The 19,508-nt window shown below is 62.8% G+C and carries 13 protein-coding genes; 5 read left to right on the top strand and 8 right to left on the bottom strand.

Annotated elements, in window-relative coordinates; genetic code table 11:
- Positions 1-42: 42 nt before the first annotated feature.
- From WBA38_RS08815 to WBA38_RS08805, 3 genes are all read right to left on the bottom strand, one after another.
- Complete coding sequence (locus WBA38_RS08815; RefSeq protein ID WP_424322501.1) at positions 43-879, bottom strand: hypothetical protein; 837 nt, start codon at positions 877-879, stop codon at positions 43-45.
- Between the two features lie 77 nt (positions 880-956).
- Complete coding sequence (locus WBA38_RS08810; protein ID WP_424295704.1) at positions 957-2,231, bottom strand: flotillin family protein; 1,275 nt, start codon at positions 2,229-2,231, stop codon at positions 957-959.
- Between the two features lie 118 nt (positions 2,232-2,349).
- Complete coding sequence (locus tag WBA38_RS08805; protein WP_424322500.1) at positions 2,350-2,856, bottom strand: hypothetical protein; 507 nt, start codon at positions 2,854-2,856, stop codon at positions 2,350-2,352.
- 166 nt (positions 2,857-3,022) lie between these two features.
- On the opposite strand from WBA38_RS08805, the gene WBA38_RS08800 reads away from it, so the two are divergent.
- Complete coding sequence (locus WBA38_RS08800) at positions 3,023-5,149, top strand: heavy metal translocating P-type ATPase (RefSeq protein ID WP_424322499.1); 2,127 nt, start codon at positions 3,023-3,025, stop codon at positions 5,147-5,149.
- 141 nt (positions 5,150-5,290) lie between these two features.
- Here the strand turns inward: WBA38_RS08800 and WBA38_RS08795 are convergent, their stop codons facing one another.
- The 4 genes from WBA38_RS08795 to WBA38_RS08780 all read right to left on the bottom strand — a co-directional run bounded on the left by WBA38_RS08795 (position 5,291) and on the right by WBA38_RS08780 (position 13,558).
- Positions 5,291-6,364 (bottom strand): NADH:flavin oxidoreductase, encoded by a 1,074-nt coding sequence (locus tag WBA38_RS08795; protein ID WP_424322503.1) that lies wholly within the window; start codon positions 6,362-6,364, stop codon positions 5,291-5,293.
- 31 nt (positions 6,365-6,395) lie between these two features.
- A complete protein-coding gene (locus WBA38_RS08790) occupies positions 6,396-9,764 on the bottom strand; it encodes an arabinosyltransferase domain-containing protein (protein ID WP_424322498.1) in 3,369 nt (1,122 codons plus the stop codon).
- Complete coding sequence (locus WBA38_RS08785) at positions 9,757-13,020, bottom strand: arabinosyltransferase domain-containing protein (RefSeq protein WP_424322497.1); 3,264 nt, start codon at positions 13,018-13,020, stop codon at positions 9,757-9,759. Before WBA38_RS08785 ends, WBA38_RS08790 begins: the two co-directional genes overlap by 8 nt.
- Positions 13,021-13,093: 73 nt before the next feature.
- The gene (locus tag WBA38_RS08780) at positions 13,094-13,558 is read right to left on the bottom strand and encodes a carboxymuconolactone decarboxylase family protein (RefSeq protein ID WP_424295712.1); all 465 of its coding nucleotides are present in this window, start codon (positions 13,556-13,558) and stop codon (positions 13,094-13,096) included.
- A 144-nt stretch (positions 13,559-13,702) separates the two neighbouring features.
- Here WBA38_RS08780 and WBA38_RS08775 point away from each other — a divergent pair, with 144 nt between their 5' ends.
- The 3 genes from WBA38_RS08775 to WBA38_RS08765 all read left to right on the top strand — a co-directional run bounded on the left by WBA38_RS08775 (position 13,703) and on the right by WBA38_RS08765 (position 17,251).
- Complete coding sequence (locus tag WBA38_RS08775) at positions 13,703-14,539, top strand: mycofactocin-coupled SDR family oxidoreductase (protein WP_424295714.1); 837 nt, start codon at positions 13,703-13,705, stop codon at positions 14,537-14,539.
- A gap of 66 nt (positions 14,540-14,605) precedes the next feature.
- Complete coding sequence (locus WBA38_RS08770; RefSeq protein WP_424295716.1) at positions 14,606-15,631, top strand: Atu2307/SP_0267 family LLM class monooxygenase; 1,026 nt, start codon at positions 14,606-14,608, stop codon at positions 15,629-15,631.
- Between the two features lie 114 nt (positions 15,632-15,745).
- Positions 15,746-17,251 (top strand): MFS transporter, encoded by a 1,506-nt coding sequence (locus WBA38_RS08765; protein ID WP_424295718.1) that lies wholly within the window; start codon positions 15,746-15,748, stop codon positions 17,249-17,251.
- A 17-nt stretch (positions 17,252-17,268) separates the two neighbouring features.
- Here WBA38_RS08765 and WBA38_RS08760 read toward each other — a convergent pair whose 3' ends face one another.
- On the bottom strand, positions 17,269-17,907 hold the full coding sequence (locus tag WBA38_RS08760; RefSeq protein ID WP_424295720.1) for a TetR/AcrR family transcriptional regulator: 639 nt from the start codon (positions 17,905-17,907) through the stop codon (positions 17,269-17,271).
- A gap of 469 nt (positions 17,908-18,376) precedes the next feature.
- Here WBA38_RS08760 and WBA38_RS08755 point away from each other — a divergent pair, with 469 nt between their 5' ends.
- Positions 18,377-19,483 (top strand): alanine dehydrogenase, encoded by a 1,107-nt coding sequence (locus WBA38_RS08755; RefSeq protein WP_424295732.1) that lies wholly within the window; start codon positions 18,377-18,379, stop codon positions 19,481-19,483.
- The last annotated feature ends 25 nt before the right edge of the window (positions 19,484-19,508 follow it).

Genomic DNA, 19,508 nt, shown 5'->3' with positions numbered 1-19,508 from the left:
ACGTCTGACATAGTGCGGGAATCGACGCATCATGCGAGAACGCTAGCGGGAGGAGGGGGTGTAGCGGAACACCTTGGTGTTCAGGATGCAGGGGCTGGGATCAATCACCGCGACGCTCAGCAGGCGGCGAGCGACGTTGTAGTCAATGCCTTCGACCTCGTAGCTTCCGCCGCAGGCACTGCGGCGAGGGACGTCGAACTCATGTGAGACGGTGCCGGAGACCGTGGTGGACGTCGGCGTCAGCGGCTCCGACAAGTTGATTGAGTAGACGGCCTGCTTCGGCTTGTCTGCGGCGCACACGAGCCGTGTCGAGGTCATGAAGTCACAACTTTGGACGTTTTCCAACGGCTTGTCGAAGTTGATCTGTCCGACCAGCGGTAGGTCGCTCCCGCTGCGCTGAGCGCGGGGGTTGGGGAAGACGAGCAGTCGCTTCTGCACCTTCCATTCGCCGCTGACCAAAAACTTGCCCGACGGGTCGACGGTGACGAAAGAATTGTTCGCGAGTTCCCCGGGAGTCAAGCGATGAACGTAACGCCGCAGGAAGCCGTTAGCATCCGTGATGGCGTACAACTTGCTACCCGCGTCCAAGTTTTCGTAGGCGTCGTAGGTTTGGCCGCGATAAATGTCTTGGTCGCCAATGTGCGTCCAACCGTCGAGAGCCAACTCCGGCCGGATTGAGATATAGCCGCGGCCATGCAACGTGCCCGGGGGTGTGCTGGCGAGGCCCTGGTTGTAGGCCAGCGTCGACTGATCGGAAATGTTGACCGCCCGCCACCGACTGGGCTCTGCCGAGGCAATCGGAGTCGCGACCACCGCTGCCGCGACTGCCCCGGCGATGCCGAAAATGAATGTTCGCAGTCCGCGACGACGGGTGTTCAACGTGGTTCCTCCGATGAGCGAGTTAAGGCCCGACAACCTTGTCAAAAGACCCTAACCCGCCCACCGAAAGCGAGCGACTACTCGGTCGAATCCTGGCCCGATGCTGCACCGTGGTCGACGACCCCGGAGGCCTTATTCGTGAGCATTCCGGCGATATCGATGCCGGTAGCGCCCTGAATCAATTCCATAGTGCTAATCAACGAGGTGCCTGCGCCGCGAGCCAACGGGCTAACCGAATCGCCAACCAGCGTGATGTTGGCGTCGGCCAGCGGGCCGGATGCGGCAGCAACAATTGCGGGCATGTTGGTCAGGACCAGTTCGAGCTGGCCGACCTTGTCGAGCTTACCCAAGGCCACGGCACGCTTCTCAAGGGCTTCGGCTTCGGCGTTACCGGTGATGCGGATGCCTTCGGCCTTGGCTTCAGCTTCCGCGATGATCTCCGCTTTCAAGGCCTCGGCGCGCTGACGTGCGGCATACAGTTCCGCCTCGGCGGGACGGCGGATCTCGGCGTCGAGCTGCGTGTCACGCAAGCGCGCGTTCTGCTCGGCGACCTCGTTGTCCTTCTCCACCTGAATGCGACGACGTTCGGCTTCGACGAGGGGGCGCACGGCGTCTGCCTCTGCGCCCGCACGATCTGTGGCCTCGCGGGCAGCTTCGCGTTCGATGTCGAGTTCCCGCTGCTTCTCGATGATTGCCTGTTCATTGGCAATGCGGCTTTCCTCGGCGACACGATGGGCCTCAGCGCGCGACTTGGCGGCGATGGCGGCCTGGTCGGAGCGCTCACGTGCGGCGAGGTCGGAGAAGTACTGTCCGTCGGAATCCTGGACGTCGTTGATGGAGAAGCTGTCGAGCAGCAGGCCCTGATTGCCGAGGATTTCCTTGATCGACTGCGCGACCTGATCAACCAACTGCTGTCGGTCGACGAGGATGCTCTTTGCCGTCATGGTGCCGACGATGGAGCGAAGCTCGCCGGAAAGCTGTTCGGTGACAAGCATTTTCACCCGATTGAGATCGTCACCGAATCGGGGACCGGCCTTGAGGATGGCTTCAGGAGTGTCGCCGACTTTCACGACGGCGACACCGCGCACCTTCAGTTCGATGCCGTCGTTCGCCGGTGTTGAGGTGTCGAGGTCGGCTTTCACCGACGACAGTTGCACGCGCGTGGCGCGCTGCACCACGGGCAGAACGAAGGTGCCGGTACCGCGGTACACCTTGCCCTGGTGGCCCTTGCCGGTGCCGGTCACGATGAAAGCTTCTTCGGCGCCAGGCACGCGGTAGCGCGATAGGAGAAGCAGGACGAGCAGGACGAGCAGGACCACGACAACCACCACGGTGGCAAGAATCGTTCCCATAACGAGGGTCCTTTCAGTTGGGGTTCACATGAACCGGTGCGAAGACAGGGGAGAGCCAGGGCGAACTGGCGCGTTCATCAGGAGGGTAAGCGAGAAGCGGGCGGTGTGCTCGCCGGCGTCATTCAGTGAGTGCGAGTCGGGCGACGATGAATGAGTCGCGGCCGTCGATCTTTTCGACGATGACTGCGTGTTCGTCGTGGCGCAGGATCTCATCGCAAGTGATGGTGACCTGCTGGGCACCAAGTTGAGTCTGTACTTCACCGACGCCGAATCGTCCCGGGGCGACAGGTTCGACGACGCGAACCGTGGCTCCGACCAACTCGAGGCTTGGGAGTTCTTCCTCGGAACCAACCAGGTAACCGAGCACGACGACAGCGACAATCGTCATGACCACGCCAGCGACGAGTCCGACAAGTAGGGACACCCAGGTGGAGGTATCGGTGAAGGTCATCAGTCCGCCACCGAGGAGGCCGAATCCGGTGGCGAAGGGTGTGACGAGCGACAGCATGCCAACGCCGGAGTCGCCGAGGTCGAAATCGATGTCGCCGATGTCGAGGCCGAAGAGGGAGAGGAGCAGCATTGCCAGGCCGACCCCACCAATGATTAGCAGAACAATTCCCAGCAAATCCGACCTCCCCGTCATTGTGTGCAATCGGATTACCCGCTAGCGCCAGTATCTCATAACCGGGAAATCCCGCCGTTTGGACGCTTGACTCGTGAGGTTTGCGAAGTGGTGAATCGACCTGACTGAAACGCTTTACTCATACCCCCTATGGGTATACAGTTGGGTTATGAACGCAAAGGGACACCACCACGCCCAACCGGTCATGGACCAGCCAGCAATCGGCCACCCCGGGCATTCCGAAGGCGGGCATTCCGAAGATCACTCCGGTCACGCCATGCATTCCGGGCACGACGTGACCGGTGGGGGCCATGCTGGCCATGGCAGCGATCATGCCGGCGTCTTCCGCAGACTGTTCTGGCTCATGGCGGCCATGGCGGTCCCGGTGGTCGCCTTCGACGAGATGTTCGCCAGCCTCATGGGCTACGACGTTCCACACGCGGCTCAATGGATCGCACCGGTGCTGGGTACCGTCATGTACCTCTGGGGCGGCAAGCCATTCCTGGCCGGCGCCGTCGACGAAATTCGCGCCCGCAAGCCCGGAATGATGCTGCTCGTCGGGCTGGCAATCACGGTCGCATTCGTCTCCTCCTGGGGCGCGAGCCTCGGCATTCTCAGCCACGAGTTGAGCTTCTGGTGGGAACTGGCCCTCCTGATCGTCATCATGTTGCTCGGTCATTGGATTGAGATGGCGTCGCTCGCAAACACGGCCTCGGCGCTGGACTCTCTTGCAGCCCTGTTGCCCGACGAAGCGGACTTGGTCGACGGCGAGTCGACACGCACGGTTGCTCCGAGTGAACTGCGGTTGGGCGACGTGGTCCTGGTGCGACCCGGTGCCTCAATTCCGGCAGACGGGATGGTCGTTGAAGGCTCGGCCAGCATCGACGAGTCGCTGGTTACCGGCGAATCCCGCGCCGTTCGACGCGACGTCGGCGACCCGGTCGTGGCTGGCACCGTGGCAACGGACTCCGGCCTCCGCGTGGAGGTGACCGCGGTTGGCGATCAGACCGCACTGGCAGGCATTGCGCGCCTCGTCTCCCAAGCACAGGGATCATCGTCGAAGGCGCAGCGGTTGGCCGACCGCGCCGCGGGTTGGCTGTTTTGGTTCGCAATCGGTGCCGCCGTCATCACCGGGATTGTGTGGACGGCGTTGGGATACCCCGACAACGCGGTGATTCGCGTCATCACTGTCCTTGTAATCGCTTGCCCGCATGCGCTCGGCCTGGCAATTCCACTCGTCGTGTCTATTGCCACGGAACGTGCGGCTCGCGGTGGCGTGCTGGTAAAGGACCGGTTGGCGCTCGAACGGATGCGCTTGGTCGACACGGTCTTATTTGATAAAACCGGCACCCTGACAAACGGTGCCCCCTCGGTTATCGGCATCGAAGCTGTCGCCGGACGCGCCGCTGACGATGTACTGGCGCTGGCGGCGGCGGCAGAATCCGACAGCGAGCATCCCCTCGCCAAAGCGATCGTCGAGGCTGCGGCGGAACGTAATTTGGCACTCCGACCCGCATTCGACTTCACATCGGAACCGGCGACGGGCGTCGCCGCGACAATCGACGGAAGGCGCGTGGAGGTTGGCGGTCCACGGATGCTGGAACAGCACGGCGCTCCGGAACTGGATGCTGTTCAAGCGTGGCGCAACGAGGGCGCGATCATCTTGCACGTCGTCATAGACGGGCAAGTCGTTGGCGCGCTGAAGCTCGCCGACGATATTCGGCGTGAATCTAGGGACACCGTCGACGCTCTTCATGCGTTGGGAGTTCAGGTTGTCATGATCACCGGTGACGCCCGCGCGGTCGCTGAAACGGTCGCGGCGGAGCTCGGTGTCGATCGAGTGTTCGCCCAGGTGCGGCCCGAAGACAAGGCGGGCAAGGTCGCCGCGTTGCAGGCCGAAGGCCGGGTTGTCGCGATGGTTGGTGACGGCGTCAACGACGCGCCTGCGCTTGCCGGAGCTGACGTGGGGATCGCGATTGGTGCGGGTACCGATGTCGCGATCGCTTCTGCTGGCGTGATTCTGGCGAGTTCCGATCCGCGGTCGGTGATCTCGGTCATCGATCTCTCGCGCGCCGGGTACCGCAAGATGCAGCAGAACCTGTGGTGGGCGGCTGGCTACAACCTCATCGCCGTCCCGTTGGCCGCCGGTGTGTTGGCGCCTATCGGGTTCTTGATGCCGATGAGCGTCGGAGCGATCCTGATGTCGGTTTCGACCGTCGTCGTTGCGCTCAACTCCCAACTGCTGCGTCGGATGGACCTCAGTCCCGAATCGAGTGTCGCGAGAGTGTTGGGATAACCGCGCCGCGGCCCCGTCGTTCTCGCATGATGCGTTGATTCCCGCACTATGTCTGACGTAGTGCGGGAATCAACGCATCATGCGAGAACGACATCGGGGGCAGTGCGAGATGTGGCGGGCGACGGGTTGGGCGGTCGGCGGTTACGCGCGGACGAAGTCGTCCCAGTTGGTCGAGAGGTAGTCGAGGAATGCCGGGCCGACGGACTCGGCGCGCATGTGATCGGCGGAAACCGGGTGGGAGACCGATGCGAACGCGGGGTCGGCGACGACGCGGGCGGCGAAATCGTGGTGCAAGATGCCGCCGGTGCCGATCATCACGAAGTCGGCACCGGCCTCAAGGCATTCCCGGGCCCCCGCGGCCGTCAGAATCTTCCCGGCGACACCCAACCGGGTGTTGTTGCGTGGCAAGTCGACAAACAAGTCGAGAAGTTTCTGGTTCGCAAAATCGGTGTCGTATGGGGTCTTGAACGCATCCCACATCGACAAGTCGAGATAGTCCAGGCGACCAGCGTCCAAGACTTGCCGGACCAGTTCGCGGGCATCGGCCAACGGAATGCCATACCGCTCGGGCGACAGTCGCAGACCCAGCTGAAAATCGGGTCCAGTGGCCCGACGAACCGCGTCGACAATCTCGTGAATGATCCGGAATCGATTGTTGGGGCTGCCGCCGTATTTGTCGCCCCGATTATTGCTGCGGGCGTCGAGGAACTGGCAGAGCAGGTAGCCGTGAGCCCCGTGAATCTCGGCACCGTCGAATCCAGCTTCGGCGGCCAGGAGCGCCGCATTGGCAAAGTCTTCAACCACTGCCTCGACCTCGCCGGTGGTGAGGGCAACACAGTTCTTCGACGGATCGGCCCAGGGAGCCACGCGCGTGGAATCGAACTGGCCATCACCCCGACGACCGCCGTGCTGCAACTGCAACGACGACACCGCGCCGGCCTTCCGCAGTCCGGACGCAAGGCGTGTCAGGCCCGCCAGATGCTGTTCGCCTGCGGCACCGAGTTGCCCGTCGAAGGTGTGGCCCTGCTCGTTGACCCAGGCGGCGCACGTCATGACCATCCCGAAGCCGCCATCGCTGCGGCGGACCAACCAGTTGTACTCATCGTCGGAAAGCGTGCCGTCCGGATTGCTCTGCAAATTGGTCAGCGGAGCCAGCGCAATGCGGTTGGCCCACGCGGGTCCGTGGGCGAAGGCGAGAGGCGAGGCAGGGTTCATCACACCGGTCAGGATATCGCCAGGCTGCGCGTTAGTTCTTAATGACGCGCATGGGTCCCGGCGTCCAGAGCCCGCTGCGCGACTCGGTGGTAAAGGTCAATTCCGCTTCGCGCTGTGGCAGCAGCGGAGTGTACTGCTGCAGTGAACCCCAGTCGCGAGCCCAGTCATTTCGCAGGTAAGCGGGGATTTCGGTGGGCCGCAGCTCATTTTCGGTGATGCCGAGGGGACCGCCGTAATCGCCTGCCATCCAACGAGCGGAGTTCACTCGCTCACCGACAGCATCAGGTGTGATTCGCCACTCCGGGGTCTCCAAAACCCCATGCACGACAGCTGCCGGTCGCTGGCAGGGGAACGCGAACGCCACTTCCCAGTCGAGTAGGACGGGCGCGTCGCTGCCGACCAACGAGTTGAGGGTCTGCAGCTTCGACGCCCGCGGCGGCGTGACGGCCAACCAAGTGTCATTTCCGGGGGAGACATCACTGGCGACGATCCGCACGACCGTCGCTGCGGGCGGAACCTGCTCGATTGGGAAACGCAGGTTGCGCCACTCGGGGGCTCCTCCAGCGTCGTACGGGGTCAGCGAGGCAACGGTTTTGACCGTCCCATCAGGCGACACCCGACCGGCCTCCAGCCGGAGTTTTTGTCCCTTGCGGAGCACGGCGAGTTCATCGATTGACTCGATTTGCCCGGCAGCAGACAAGGTGACCAGCGGTCGTTCGGCCGACCGCTCAGGCAGTTGGTACCAGCCGGAGGTGAGTTCGCCACGACCGTTGGGCGACCCGTACGTACCCAGGACGGGCACGCGCTTCTGGTCGAGTCCGAAGGGAAGCTTCACGGTGGACCCGTTGATCCCACGACTGGTGGTGGTGCCGCCGGTCGTATCGGAGGTGGTGGATCCCGGTTCGTCGTCGGGCGACTGTTGCTGATCGGTGCTCTGGCTCGTTGCTCCGTCACTGGAGCCCTCTGCTGCGGCTTCTTCCGATTCCAGATGCGTCGGCACCCCGTTTGGGGTGAATCCAGCAGGTGGCTTCACGCCGCCTGCTAGGGCTTCATTGACGCTCGGCGCCGGCTTGCCCGGCAGTTGGGCCGGTGCCAGGAGGCCATCGTTCGGGTTCGCTTCGACGAGGACTGCGTCGGCCAGCGCACACGGCTTTCCTTGCAGTGACGCGACATTCGAGCTTGCCCATGTCCACGCATCGGACTGCGACTTGGCAGCCTTCGCAAACGACATCATGTTGAACGCCAAAATGACCGCCGACATGATGACCAGGGAATACATCGGGAGCCGGTCCACAACACCGGATGGTTCACGGCGATACGTGACCGGGCCGTCGGGTTCCTGCTCGGTCTCTGCGGCGTCGTCACGGTAGTACTGCCACACGCCCAATGCGGTGAGGGCGACGGCGATCGCGAAGATTGGCCAGTACAGTCCGATGCCAGCCAGGTGCGGGGTGTCGTCGGACCACGGGATGCCGTAACTGCCGACGTACCACCATTGATTGCGGCCAGCGAAGGCTACTGCCAACGCATAAAACGTCGCCGCGGCAAAGAAGGTGCGGTTGCAGCGTCGCCGCAACACATGCGGGCTGATGAAGGCGGTGGCTACCGCTGCCAACGGGCCAGCGAGGGAAGCAAACAAGCCCATCTGGTGGGTCGCCTTGGTCGGGACGAAAGCGAGGACGGCGACGGACCCGGCGGTCACTGCGACCAGACGCCACACGGCCGACGTGACGAGGCCGGGCACGCTGCGTTTGCGGATCAGCACCAGGACCACAAGCAAGGTGGCGAGGATGGTCACAAACATGCCGACACGACGCGCAATGGAACCGTCGGGCGTCGGGTTGAGCAGGATGTAGTACCGCATCGCTTCGGTCCACCACTTATTGGTGGGCCCGACGACGCCCTGAGCTTTGACGCCTTCCATGATGGACGCCAACGGCTGATCGGCAAAGATCTCGTAGACCACCAGCAGGCCAGCGGCACCTAGCGGCATTAGGAGCGGCAGAAGGCCGTCGCGTTTGCGGCGGTAGTTCAGGCGTTTAAGAATCGGTCGCAATCCGGCGATCAGTGCGACGGCAGCGATCGCGCCGACGGGGTGAATCGTCAACGTGAACGCGGCCGAAATGATGGCCAGGGCAAAGGGCATTAATCGTCCGGTCGCGATGGCACGTTCCACCAGGACCCAGGTCAGCAAGATGCCGAGGGCAATCACGGGCTCCACCCGCAGGCCGTTGTTGAACGGCAACCACACGGCGAGGAAGGCGAGGGCCGCAGCCCAGCGGGCCACACCCGATGAACTGACGATTCGACCGATGCGCGGGATCGCGACGCGACTGATCAAGAACCAGGTGGCGATCGCGAAGAGGAAGGGGAGTAGACGCAGCCAGGGGATGGCGGTGCTGACTTCCATCCACTTGGCCAAGTACTGGTAGTGCCAACCAAACGGATCCTGGGGGACACCGAAGTAGCGGTAATAGTTGTCGAGATAGCCAGCACCGGGCGCTACACGGCCGACCGTGACCTGGTAGCCATCGTCGGCGGTATTGCCACCGATCATCAGCCACACCAGCAGCACCGCCGTGACAAAACCGTCGAGCCAGGTGGGACGCCACCATCCGCAGGGTAGTACACGCCGCAGTCGACGACCGTCGCGCGCATCGAGGATAGCCAACGCGATGATCGAGACGATCGTCGAGACGATGCCGATCAACATCAAGATCTGCTTCAGTGCAGTGGGACTGGTGCTGAAGCGAGTGTCGATCGTGGACTGGAAGCGTAGGCCTTCGGTCGGCGCAGTGGCTGGCAAGTCGGTGTAGACGCCGATAATCTGCGGGCGCGCGTTTGAACTGGGAATGTCGAAGGTGGCGTCTTGGCCTGGCAGGCCTTCGACGCTACCGCGCGTTCCGGAGGTGTCCGCGTGCACCGCGATCCGGCAGTCGGATGACGCCTGTGCCTGCGCCCGCGGAACCACCATCAGCACCGCATTGCGCTGCGTGACGAGCAGATTGTCGTGGGTGGCGCTCACGAACAGGCCGACTTGGCGCGCCTCAGCACCGGTCTTCGGCACGGTCGACAAAAGCACACCACCGTCGGCGGGGAGCAGTGTTGCGAGGGAACACGGAACGGCGACGTCCATCGCGAGTGGGTTGAACGCCACATTCGGGGCGGCGATGTTGTCGACGGTCGGCACACCTTGGGCATTCGCCTGCGGCCACGTTATGACGGGATTGGTGTAGGTCACCGGCAGGAATGGCGCCGCGAGCGCCAGCAGCATGCCAATCAGGCCAGCAACGACGGCAGTGCGCTTGGCGATCGCGATCTTCCTGGAAGTCGGGCCCGACGCGGTAGTCGGAGACGTTGAAAGGTCAGTGCCGCGCTGCTGCGGCTTCGGCTCACTCATCGGGGCTTCCCGTCACGATTGTGCTGGGATTGGTCCAGCCAAACTGTCGCATGGTGGATGTAGTCAGGGTCACGGTGGCTGCACCCGGGGTTAGCGGGGTGAGTTTCAGCAAATTGCCCCAGTCGCGGTACCAGTCATTCTCGAGGTAGGTGGCCACGGCGGAAGCCTTGGTGGTGGACTCGGCGACGGCAAGGATGCCGCCAGCCCGGGCCGACTGCCATGCTTTGGATTTGGAGAAGGTCGTCGCACGGTCCGGGGTGATCCGCCACTGCGGGACGTTGTAGACGCCATGGTTGGCCGTGATCGGTTGCTGGCACGGGAACTGGCTGCCGACCGACAAGTCCAGGAGAACTGGCGTCTGGCTACCAACCACCTGCTGCAGCGTTTCCAGGTGCGGGGCGCGCGGCGGGGTGATCGCCAGCCACTCGTCGGGGCTGAGATTGGCGTCGACGGCCACGATCCGCATGGCCGTGGCGTTGGTGGGGATCGCCGTCATCGGGATTCGCAGATTGCGCCACGGACGATTCGGATGATCGGGTCCCGGATCGATCGGCACGACGGGCGCGCCGACCGTACGGAAGCTTCCGCCATCGTTGACGCCAAACTCGACGTGCAAGTCGCGGCCGCCGATGCGGGCGCCGTCTGCACCGATGGAGAAGATCGATCCGGCCGCGGTGATTACCACGATCGGCGAAACCGCACGATCCGGGAGTTGGTACCAACCGGAAGTGAGATTGGCGGTGCCGTTGTCGAAGCCGTAGCTGCCGAGGACCGGGGTGGTTGCTGGTTCGAGGCCAAAGGGCAGGGCCATCGTGGAACCGTTCACTGTCTTTGGCCCGGACCCGCCGGTGGTGCCTTCTGCGGCACCTTCCGCGTTGTACGACCGTCCCGGGCTCGGCGCGGTGCGAATTGTGCCCGCGCCCAAGCGGATTGGTTCGGGCGTTAGGTCGGCGGCGACGCCGTTGGGGCTGAATCCGGTCGATTCGCCGAGCAGTGCCTTCGACACATCGGTGGTTCCGATCGGGACGAGGGTTCCGACGTTCGGGTCTCGTTCCACGAGGACTCGGTCGGCCATGCCGCAAGTGTTGCCGCGCAGTGCTTCGACGTTGGCGCTGAACTGCGTGTAGGTGTCGGCGCGGCTGATCGCCGCCTTGCTGAAGATCGCAAACTGCGCGAAGACCAGGCCCGCGGCGAGCAGCAAGATGGGCAATCCGGCCAAAACGCGACGGCGGCGCTGTGTTGTCGATGACGGCACAGCGGGGGCACCGGGTCGCACGCTGACCCACACCAGGCCCAGGAAGCAGATTCCGGAGAGCCCAAGGACGGCAGTCACGAGTTGTTGACCAGCCAGAACCGGTGCCTTGTCGAACCAGGGGATACCGAAATCGTAGGCCCAACCCCAGGCGTTGTTGCCCGCGAGCGCGACTGCGGAGGCCCCAGCCAACACGGTCAGGTACGCCCACAGAACGCGCGGGGATCGGGCGGCGACAGTCACGATGGCGGTGACCGCTACGGCAGTCGCAGCGGCGGCCAGGCCCGCGAAGACGCCGAATTGAATGCTCCACTTCATGGGTACAAAGGACAGGAGCATGACGGTCACGAGGATCGCACCGAGCAATCGCCAGACGGGGCCGCGGGCAAAGCCGGGCAGCTTCCCTCGGCGCATCATCAGCGCGATCGTCAATCCGACGCCCACAATCAGCAGCAGTATCGGGATACGTCGCGCAAGTGAACCATCGGGAGTGCCGAGCGTCAGGAAGTAGTAACGCATGAGTTCCTGGTACCAAGACAGCGTCGGCCCCACGGAATAGCGCACACGGATTGCTTCGACGACGGCCGCGAGGGTCTGGGTACGGAACACGATGAACACGATCAGCGACGCTGCGGCGGCGATCGGCGCAAACAGCGGCAGCAGACCGTACTCGCGGCGGAGCGTACGCACCACGCGCAGCATGGGTCGCGATCCGACGATTAACACGGCGACGGCAATGATCCCTTGCGGGCCAGCGGCCAGGGTCAAGAGTGCGGCGAACGTAGCGAGGGCTGCGGGGAGCAAGCGGCGGGTCGCAATGGAGGCTTCGACCAGCCACCAGGTGATGAGGGTGCCGAGCACAATGATCGGCTCGGGGCGCAGGCCGCTGCAGAAGGCGATCCAGAAGGCGACGAAGACTGCTGCGGCGCTGAGCATTGCCCAACGAGAGTTTCGGACCGTCGCACCCAGGCGCGGAATCAGGATGCGACTCAAGATGAACCACGACGCGAGGCCTGCGAGTAAAGCGGGCAGGCGGAGCCAGATTCCTGCGGAACTGATGGTGGCCCAGTGCGAGAGGAAACCGTAGTACCAGTCAAAGGGCGCTTCGGTGATGCCGAAGTAGCGGTAATAGTCCGACAGGTAACCGGCGTCGGAGGCATTGCGGCCCATCACCATGATGTAGCCGTCATCGGAGGTACCTGCACCGAGGAAGTGCCAGATCACCAACGCCGCGGTGACCGCAGCATCGGCCAGGCTCGGGGCAACGAGGCGATGCCAGCGACGGTGGCGAACAACAGGTCCACGCAAACGCGAGACTCCGTCGAGCTTGGCCAGCGCAATCAACGAGATCAGCGCGGCAATAACGCCAATGATGATGACGGCAGTTTTGATGGCAGTGCGGGCCACGTCGAAGCCGTTGTCGACGTCGACGGAAACTTTCAGTGTGGCGGCTTGCTTCTGCACCAGGTCGGTCGGTAGGTCGGTGTAGATCCCTGACACGGCCGGCCGATTCAGCGGGTCATCGCGGATCGGTGGGGTAGCGCCGACAAACTGCGCACCTAGATCGGTCGACGATGCCCAGAACTTCAGAGTGGTGGTCTTGTCGAGTCCTGCACGGTCGACGCTCGCGAGCACCGAATTGCGATTCATCACGCGAGCCCCCGCGGGCCCGGCAGTGATCGAGAGCGCGGTATTGCGGATATCGCGCGATGCTGAACTCGGTGCGGTGGCAACCAGAGTTGTATCGCTGTCGTTGGCGGCCGCGGTCCGCAGGATTTCGCTACCGATACTGATGTCGAGGCCACGTGCCGTCTGCGTCACCAATGGTGCGACGACGGACGCATTGTCGGCCGCCAAGTGCTGGCCGGTGGGCCACTCGAACGAGGCGGTTCGTTCGTTGACCGGGAGAAATGGAGTCAGAATTGCGGCCAGTACGGCCACCAAACCGGCAACGGAGGCGATGACCAAGTACCTGCGCGCGGTCGGTCTGTCTGTAGTACTCATCGAGAGTGAGGATAGGCGGTGCCGCTAAGAGGTCCCCAAGAGCGGGCCCCCGGGCGTGGCAGCAGGCACCTTTCTATGGGCGCGGCTGCACGTTGTAGCGGCTCATAATCGACACCCGGTTGAAGGCATTCATTGAGGTAGCGGCCCAGATGACGGCCGAAATCTGGGCGGCATCGAGGACGTCGGCCGCCCGCTCGTAGGCGCAGGTCGCGTCGTCGTGCCCCGGGAGGTTCGTCACCATCTCGGCCAGCTCCAGTGCCGCCCGCATTTCGTCGGTGTACAGCTTTGGCGCATCGCGCCACGCCGACAGGACCGCAATCTGCTGCGGCGTCAGGCCAGCGTCGATGGCGTCGGGATAGTGCACGCTCAGGCAAAAGGCGCACCCGTTGATCTGCGAGCAGTGCAGGTTCACCAGTTCTACGACGGCTCGGCTCAGTCCCGCCGCTTCTGCTGCGGCCGCCGTTTTGGTCGAAACCTTCACGAGTGCCTTGTAAACATCGGGATTCTGCTTGTCGATACTGACGCGAGGGGTTGCCATGCCCTCACCATAGTGTTGGCCACCGCTGTGTTCGCCGCGTCCGCGGGCTCCCGCTGAGTGGGAGCGAGGGTGTCCGAGTGCGCCTCCACGGGGTTGGCTTCGACGTAAGCTAGCGCACACTTGTTGAGAATTTGAGGAGATGGCATGGACGACTTCACTAATCGCGTTGTACTGATCACCGGAGGTGCTCGCGGTCAGGGACGCTCGCATGCGATCGCCTACGCCGAACGTGGCGCGGACATCGTGATCTGCGACCGTTGCGAAGACACCGAGACCGTGCCGTACCCTATGGCCACCAAGGAAGACCTGGCCGAGACGGTACGACTCGTCGAGGCGACGGGCCGGAAATGTCTTGCCGTTCAGGCCAACACTGCCGACCGTGAGGCAATGACCGCGCTCGTCGCGCAGGCCGAAGCTGAGTTCGGGAAGATCGATATCGCGATTGCTAACGCCGGCGTGTCCGCCGGAGCGCCGATGGGGGAATTGCCCGGGGCCCTGTGGGACGAAGTGATCGCCTCCAACCTGACAGGCGTCTTCAACACGCTGTCGGCCGTGCTCCCCGGGATGATCGCGCGCAACTACGGCCGCATCATCACCGTGTCGTCGATGCTGGGCCGCGGTGCCTCTACCAATATGGCTGCCTACGGTGCATCCAAGTGGGGCGTCATCGGATTGACAAAGAGCACCGCCCTCGACGTTGCCCGCTACAACATCACGGTCAACGCGATTGCGCCAGGCAACATTTCGACGCCGATGGTGCATAACGACTTCATGTACAAGTTGGTTCGCCCCGACTTGGAAGCGCCTACTCGCGCTGATGTGGAGCCAGTATTCAAGATGCTGCATGCTCAGCCGGTCCCGTTCATTGAGCCTGAAGAAGTGACTCGCGCCGTGCTGTTCTACACGGCAGAAGAGTCCGCGCATATCTCGGGAACCGTGCTGCCGATCGACGCTGGCGCTGCGGCCCGCGTCACCGGATAGCACCCGGTTTCGTCGACAGACCCCGGTCCGGGAATCTTCCCGGACCGGGGTCTGTTGCTAGCAGTCATGAAGAACGTTGAATTTGGCCTCGACACGTTTGGTGGAGTCACCCGCGACGCGAACGGCGATCATGTTCCGCACCCGCAGGTCATTCGAGACCTCGTTGACGACGCTGTGCTGGCCGATTCAGTGGGTGTTGACTTCTTTGGTTTGGGGGAGCATCACCGCCCCGACTTCGCCGTTTCGAGTCCAGAGATGGTGCTCGCAGCCATTGCGGCCCGGACGGAGCGGATCCGGTTGGGTTCGGCCGTCACGGTTCTCAGCTCCGACGATCCGGTCCGCGTGTACGAGCGCTTCGCGACACTTGACGCCGTCTCGAACGGGCGCGCCGAAATTGTGGCTGGCCGCGGATCGTTCATCGAGTCGTTCCCGCTATTCGGGTACGACTTGAACGATTACGAGGTCCTGTTCGAGGAGAAACTTGAACTGCTGGCGGCGCTTCTGACCGAGGAGCCGGTCACTTGGCAGGGCACCACACGCGCCGGTCTGCAGGATCAGCGCGTTTACCCGACCACCGCTGCGGGAATGAAGGCCTGGGTGGGGGTGGGCGGTAGTCCTGAATCGGTGGTCCGCACGGCTCGGTACGGCTTTGGGTTGTTCCTGGCGATCATCGGCGGCCCATCCGAACGTTTCAGCGCTTACATCGATCTCTTCAAACGGGCCCAAGATGAGTTCACGGTGCCGCACCAGCCGATCGCCGTGCACTCGCCGGGCCTGGTAGCCGAGACCGACGAGGAAGCCCGGGATCTGGTTCGCGACGGTTGGTTTGAGATGCGGAAGCAGATGGGTCGCGAACGCGGCTGGCCCGCTCCGACCCCCAACGATTTCGACCGCGAGATTGACGGCGGTGCCCTCTATGTCGGTTCTCCGGAAACGGTGGCCCGCAAGATCGCGTCCACCGTGGAAACTCTCGGCGTTGACCGCTTCGACCTCAAATACGACCAACCGGTCCAACACGACGCCCACCAACAATCAATTGGTTTGTATGGCGAAAAGGTAGTTCCCATGGTCAGGGACATGCTGGCGTCCTAAACGGCGTTCAGGCTGGTCACGGCCCCTGTTACGGTCGACGTCAGATGGCTAGCCTGGATTGAAGAGCTTCGCGATATCGAGCAATGAATCGAGCGACCAGTGACAACGTCGAGTATGGAACCGCCAGTAGTTTTGGATCCGCGCCGTTGGCGCGCCTTAGCGTTCATTTGCCTCGCACAGTTGATGGTGGTGCTCGACGGCACCGTGGTCAACATCGCTCTACCGAATGCCAAGGCCGACCTGAACATCAGCGACGCCAATCAGCAGTGGGTCATCACCGCGTACGCCCTCGCCTTTGGCGGGCTGCTCCTTTTCGGTGGACGGCTCGCCGACATGTGGGGGCGTCGTCGAACGTTGATGGTTGGGCTCGTCGGCTTTGCCGCGGCTTCGGCGCTCGGTGGAGCCGCAGTGAGCCAGGAGATGCTGTTCGGTGCCCGCGCGCTGCAAGGTGCGTTCGGTGCCTTACTCGCGCCGGCCGTCCTGTCACTGCTGACAGTCATGTTCGCGACGCCATCCGAGCGTGCGCGGGCCTTCGGGATTTTCGGTGCGATTGCTGGCGGCGGTGCTGCGCTGGGCCTCATTCTGGGTGGATTACTGACGCAGATGCTTGATTGGCGTTGGACGATGTACATCAACGTGCCGGTTGCCGTGGTCGCGCTGCTCGGCGTAATTCTCGAAATCAAAGAGCCGCCAAAGCTAGGGAATCAGCCGATAAGGCTCGATGTCCTTGGTGTGGTGCTGGCGGGTTCCGGGCTGGCTTTGATCGTGTACGGATTTAGTCGAGCGGCCGAAGAGGGCTGGGGTGACGGCGGAACGATTGCCAGCCTGGTTGCAGCCGTTGTGCTGTTGGCCGCGTTCGTTGGCTGGCAGATGCGCTGCCGATACCCGTTGCTGCCGCTGCGAGTGATCCTCGACCGGGCTCGGGGCGGCGCGTACCTCAGCGTGGGACTCTCGACCATCGCCATGTTTGGGTCGTTCCTGTTCCTGACGCTATACATGCAAAACGTTCACCACTACTCACCATTGAGTGCCGGGTTTGCTTTTCTGCCAATGGTTTTCGGCATGCTAATCGGCTCCACCCAGATCGCCGCTCGCCTTATTACGCGCGTCCCACCGCGGTTCTTGATTGTCCCGGGTGCTCTCATTGGCGCTGTCGGCATGTTGTTTTTGAGTCAGATATCGGCCGATTCCACGCGGTATTGGAGTGTCATCTTGCCCGGCCTGTTCCTCGTTGGTTGCGGCATGGGAACGGTGTTCATGACGACCATCAACCTTGCAACATTTGGTGTGGAATCACGTGATGCCGGAGTGGCCTCGGCCATGGTGAACACGTCGCAGCAAGTCGGCGGTGCCGTTGGAACGGCACTGTTGAATACGATTGCCGCCAATGCCGCCGCCAGCTGCATCACCGATCACAGCGGGTCCATTCACGGGCCTGCGGATATCCCGGCGATGAGGATGTTGGCGATGGTCCATGGTGAAAGTGTGGGGTTCATGATCGCGGCAGCGATCCTAGGCTTGGTGGCGGTCGTAGCCGGGTTCCTGATTAACCTCCGTAAGCCAATCGGAGCCGGACAAGAGGCGCCATCACCGGAACCAGCGCGGACGGTTTCCGAGTAGCCGCTAGCGGGCTGGCGCTATCGTCGGCTCTGGCGACGTTGGACGAGATCGGCGATTAGACCAGTGCAGTAGTCAATAAAGTCGTCCCGGGATACGTCAAACCGCCTTTCGGAACGGTCGATGAACAGCCGAGTAAGCGACCCGGTGAGGGCGCTGATGTCGAGACGCATCTTGATTGGATCCGCAGTTCGGTACCAGGCGTCGTCGATGAGGAGTCCTGCCGTCATCTCAATAAACCGCGGAATCGCCGCACTTGCGGTGTCGCGCAAGGCATCCTCGGCCAGTGATTCCTGCAGCAGTCGAGCGATCGTCGGATCACTGTCGAGCAACTCCGTGACGGCGGCGATGGCCGCTTTGGTTTGGCTGAGCGGGTCTGTCGCCGTGGCTTGGATGGCAGTGCTGACGGCCTGGGCAAACGCCACCATCGTTTGCTCAAACATCGCCGCCAGTAGGGCGGATCGATCGGCAAAGCTTTCGTAAAAGTATCGCGGACTCAGGGAGGCCTGGCGGGCAACAGCGCGCATCGTGATGGCCGTGATGCCGCCGTGGGCGAGGAGCGTGAACGCAGCGTCGAGGAGTTGTTTCCGGCGTTCGTCGATGCGGTCGTCCAGGGTTTGGCCTCGATATACGGCGACTCCGGCATCGGGTGTGGACATGATGCAAGGCTATCCGGAATCATTTGATTCATCTGGAACCGTTTGATACCGGATGTCTCAAGAAGAGTGCTCGCTGAAATCTGCCGAAGTCCAGACGGTATGAGCTGAAGACGGAACGGGGGATCGCATGTGGTGCTCCAGGCGGCGGATTTTGGGGTTGAACTACCGTTCCTGACGACCTAACGCAGCGCGGCCACCGACTTCGACGCACGCATGCACAGGACACGCATCCGCGTATTTCCTAGCTCCGATGACGGCGTTCGCCCTCGATGTGCGCCGGCGACTGCTGGTAATTGGGCCTGCGATTTCGGCCTATAGTCGGACTTGGGAGCTGGCTCTGGTTCCCACTATGACGGGAGGCCGGATGTCCGGCACCGCTCGATGGCCGTTGGCGATTTCTCCGGAATCACCTCACAATACTGAACCAAGCAACGGGCTCCTCAGCCTTGGCTTGCTCGCGATTTCAACGATGGAGAACGAGCAGCGGTTGCCGATTCATCCGCATCACCTCGACCGGATTCCGCCGGATATTCGAGCGCGAATGATCGTCGAGCGCGGGTACGCCGACGACTTTCAGCTCGCGCCCGGGTACATCGAATCGCGCGTTGGCAGGGTCGCGGAGCGTGCCGAGGTAATCAGTTCGGCCGACGTCCTGCTGTTGCCGAAACCGCAGGCGACCGATGTGGCCGCGGTACCGATGGGGCGCATTGTTTGGGGGTGGCCTCACTGCGTCCAAGATTCAGCGATGACGCAAACGGCGGTGGACCGTCGGCTCACTCTGATTGCCTTCGAAGCGATGAACCATTGGACTCGCGACGGGGATGTCAGTCTGCATGTCCTTCACAAGAACAACGAGCTCGCCGGCTACTGCTCGGTGATGCACGCGTTGGCGTTGCAGGGCGTGACCGGCGCATACGGTCCACGTCGCAGTGCCGTCGTCATCGGTTTTGGTGCGACAGCGCGTGGTGCGGTTACTGCACTCAAGGCCCTCGGGATCCACGACATTCAAGTCCTCACTCAGCGGGGCGCGGCCGCTGTCGGCTCGCAGATCCACGGTGCGTTCATTACCCAACTGAACACTTCGGATGGTCCTGCGTACCTCAGCGAGGTGGCGACCGCCGATGGTGACGTCCCGTTGCCGACTTTCTTGGCATCGCACGACATCGTCGTCAATTGCACGTATCAGGACGTGACGGCTCCGCTGACTTACCTGCGCACCGAAGATCTTGTGCACTTCGCCGCCGGCCGTCTGATCATCGACGTGTCGTGCGACGAGGGGATGGGTTTTGAGTGGGCTGTGCCAACGGGCTTCGACGATCCGATGTTCACGGTCGGCGAGGGTGTGAACTACTACGCCGTCGACCACAGCCCTTCGTACCTGTGGAACTCTGCGACGTGGGAGATCAGCGAAGCGCTCCTGCCATTCCTCCGCACCGTGATGGAAGGACCGGCGGCGTGGGCCAATGACGTCACCATCTCGCGGGCAATCGAGATTCGCGATGGAGTTATTCAGAACCCGAAAATCCTTAGTTTTCAGGGGCGAGATTCGGAATTTCCGCACGTCAGGATTGCGTAGAGCGGGACTGCTGCACGAATAGGTG

Origin of the sequence: Gordonia sp. (in: high G+C Gram-positive bacteria), from assembly GCF_049647785.1 — a bacterium.
Classification (GTDB): domain Bacteria; phylum Actinomycetota; class Actinomycetes; order Mycobacteriales; family Mycobacteriaceae; genus Gordonia.
The sequence above is the reverse complement of the archived record's forward strand: the minus strand, read 5'-3'. Positions and strand labels throughout refer to the sequence as shown.

Bases quoted from the DNA above. Each gene is read 5' to 3' on its own strand.
- WBA38_RS08810 (WP_424295704.1), bottom strand. From the start codon at position 2,231: ATGGGAACGATTCTTGCCACCGTGGTGGTTGTCGTGGTCCTGCTCGTC.
- WBA38_RS08800 (WP_424322499.1), top strand. From the start codon at position 3,023: ATGAACGCAAAGGGACACCACCACGCCCAACCGGTCATGGACCAGCCA.
- WBA38_RS08795 (WP_424322503.1), bottom strand. From the start codon at position 6,364: ATGAACCCTGCCTCGCCTCTCGCCTTCGCCCACGGACCCGCGTGGGCC.
- WBA38_RS08790 (WP_424322498.1), bottom strand. From the start codon at position 9,764: ATGAGTGAGCCGAAGCCGCAGCAGCGCGGCACTGACCTTTCAACGTCT.
- WBA38_RS08785 (WP_424322497.1), bottom strand. From the start codon at position 13,020: ATGAGTACTACAGACAGACCGACCGCGCGCAGGTACTTGGTCATCGCC.
- WBA38_RS08780 (WP_424295712.1), bottom strand. From the start codon at position 13,558: ATGGCAACCCCTCGCGTCAGTATCGACAAGCAGAATCCCGATGTTTAC.
- WBA38_RS08775 (WP_424295714.1), top strand. From the start codon at position 13,703: ATGGACGACTTCACTAATCGCGTTGTACTGATCACCGGAGGTGCTCGC.
- WBA38_RS08770 (WP_424295716.1), top strand. From the start codon at position 14,606: ATGAAGAACGTTGAATTTGGCCTCGACACGTTTGGTGGAGTCACCCGC.
- WBA38_RS08765 (WP_424295718.1), top strand. From the start codon at position 15,746: ATGGAACCGCCAGTAGTTTTGGATCCGCGCCGTTGGCGCGCCTTAGCG.
- WBA38_RS08760 (WP_424295720.1), bottom strand. From the start codon at position 17,907: ATGTCCACACCCGATGCCGGAGTCGCCGTATATCGAGGCCAAACCCTG.
- WBA38_RS08755 (WP_424295732.1), top strand. From the start codon at position 18,377: ATGGAGAACGAGCAGCGGTTGCCGATTCATCCGCATCACCTCGACCGG.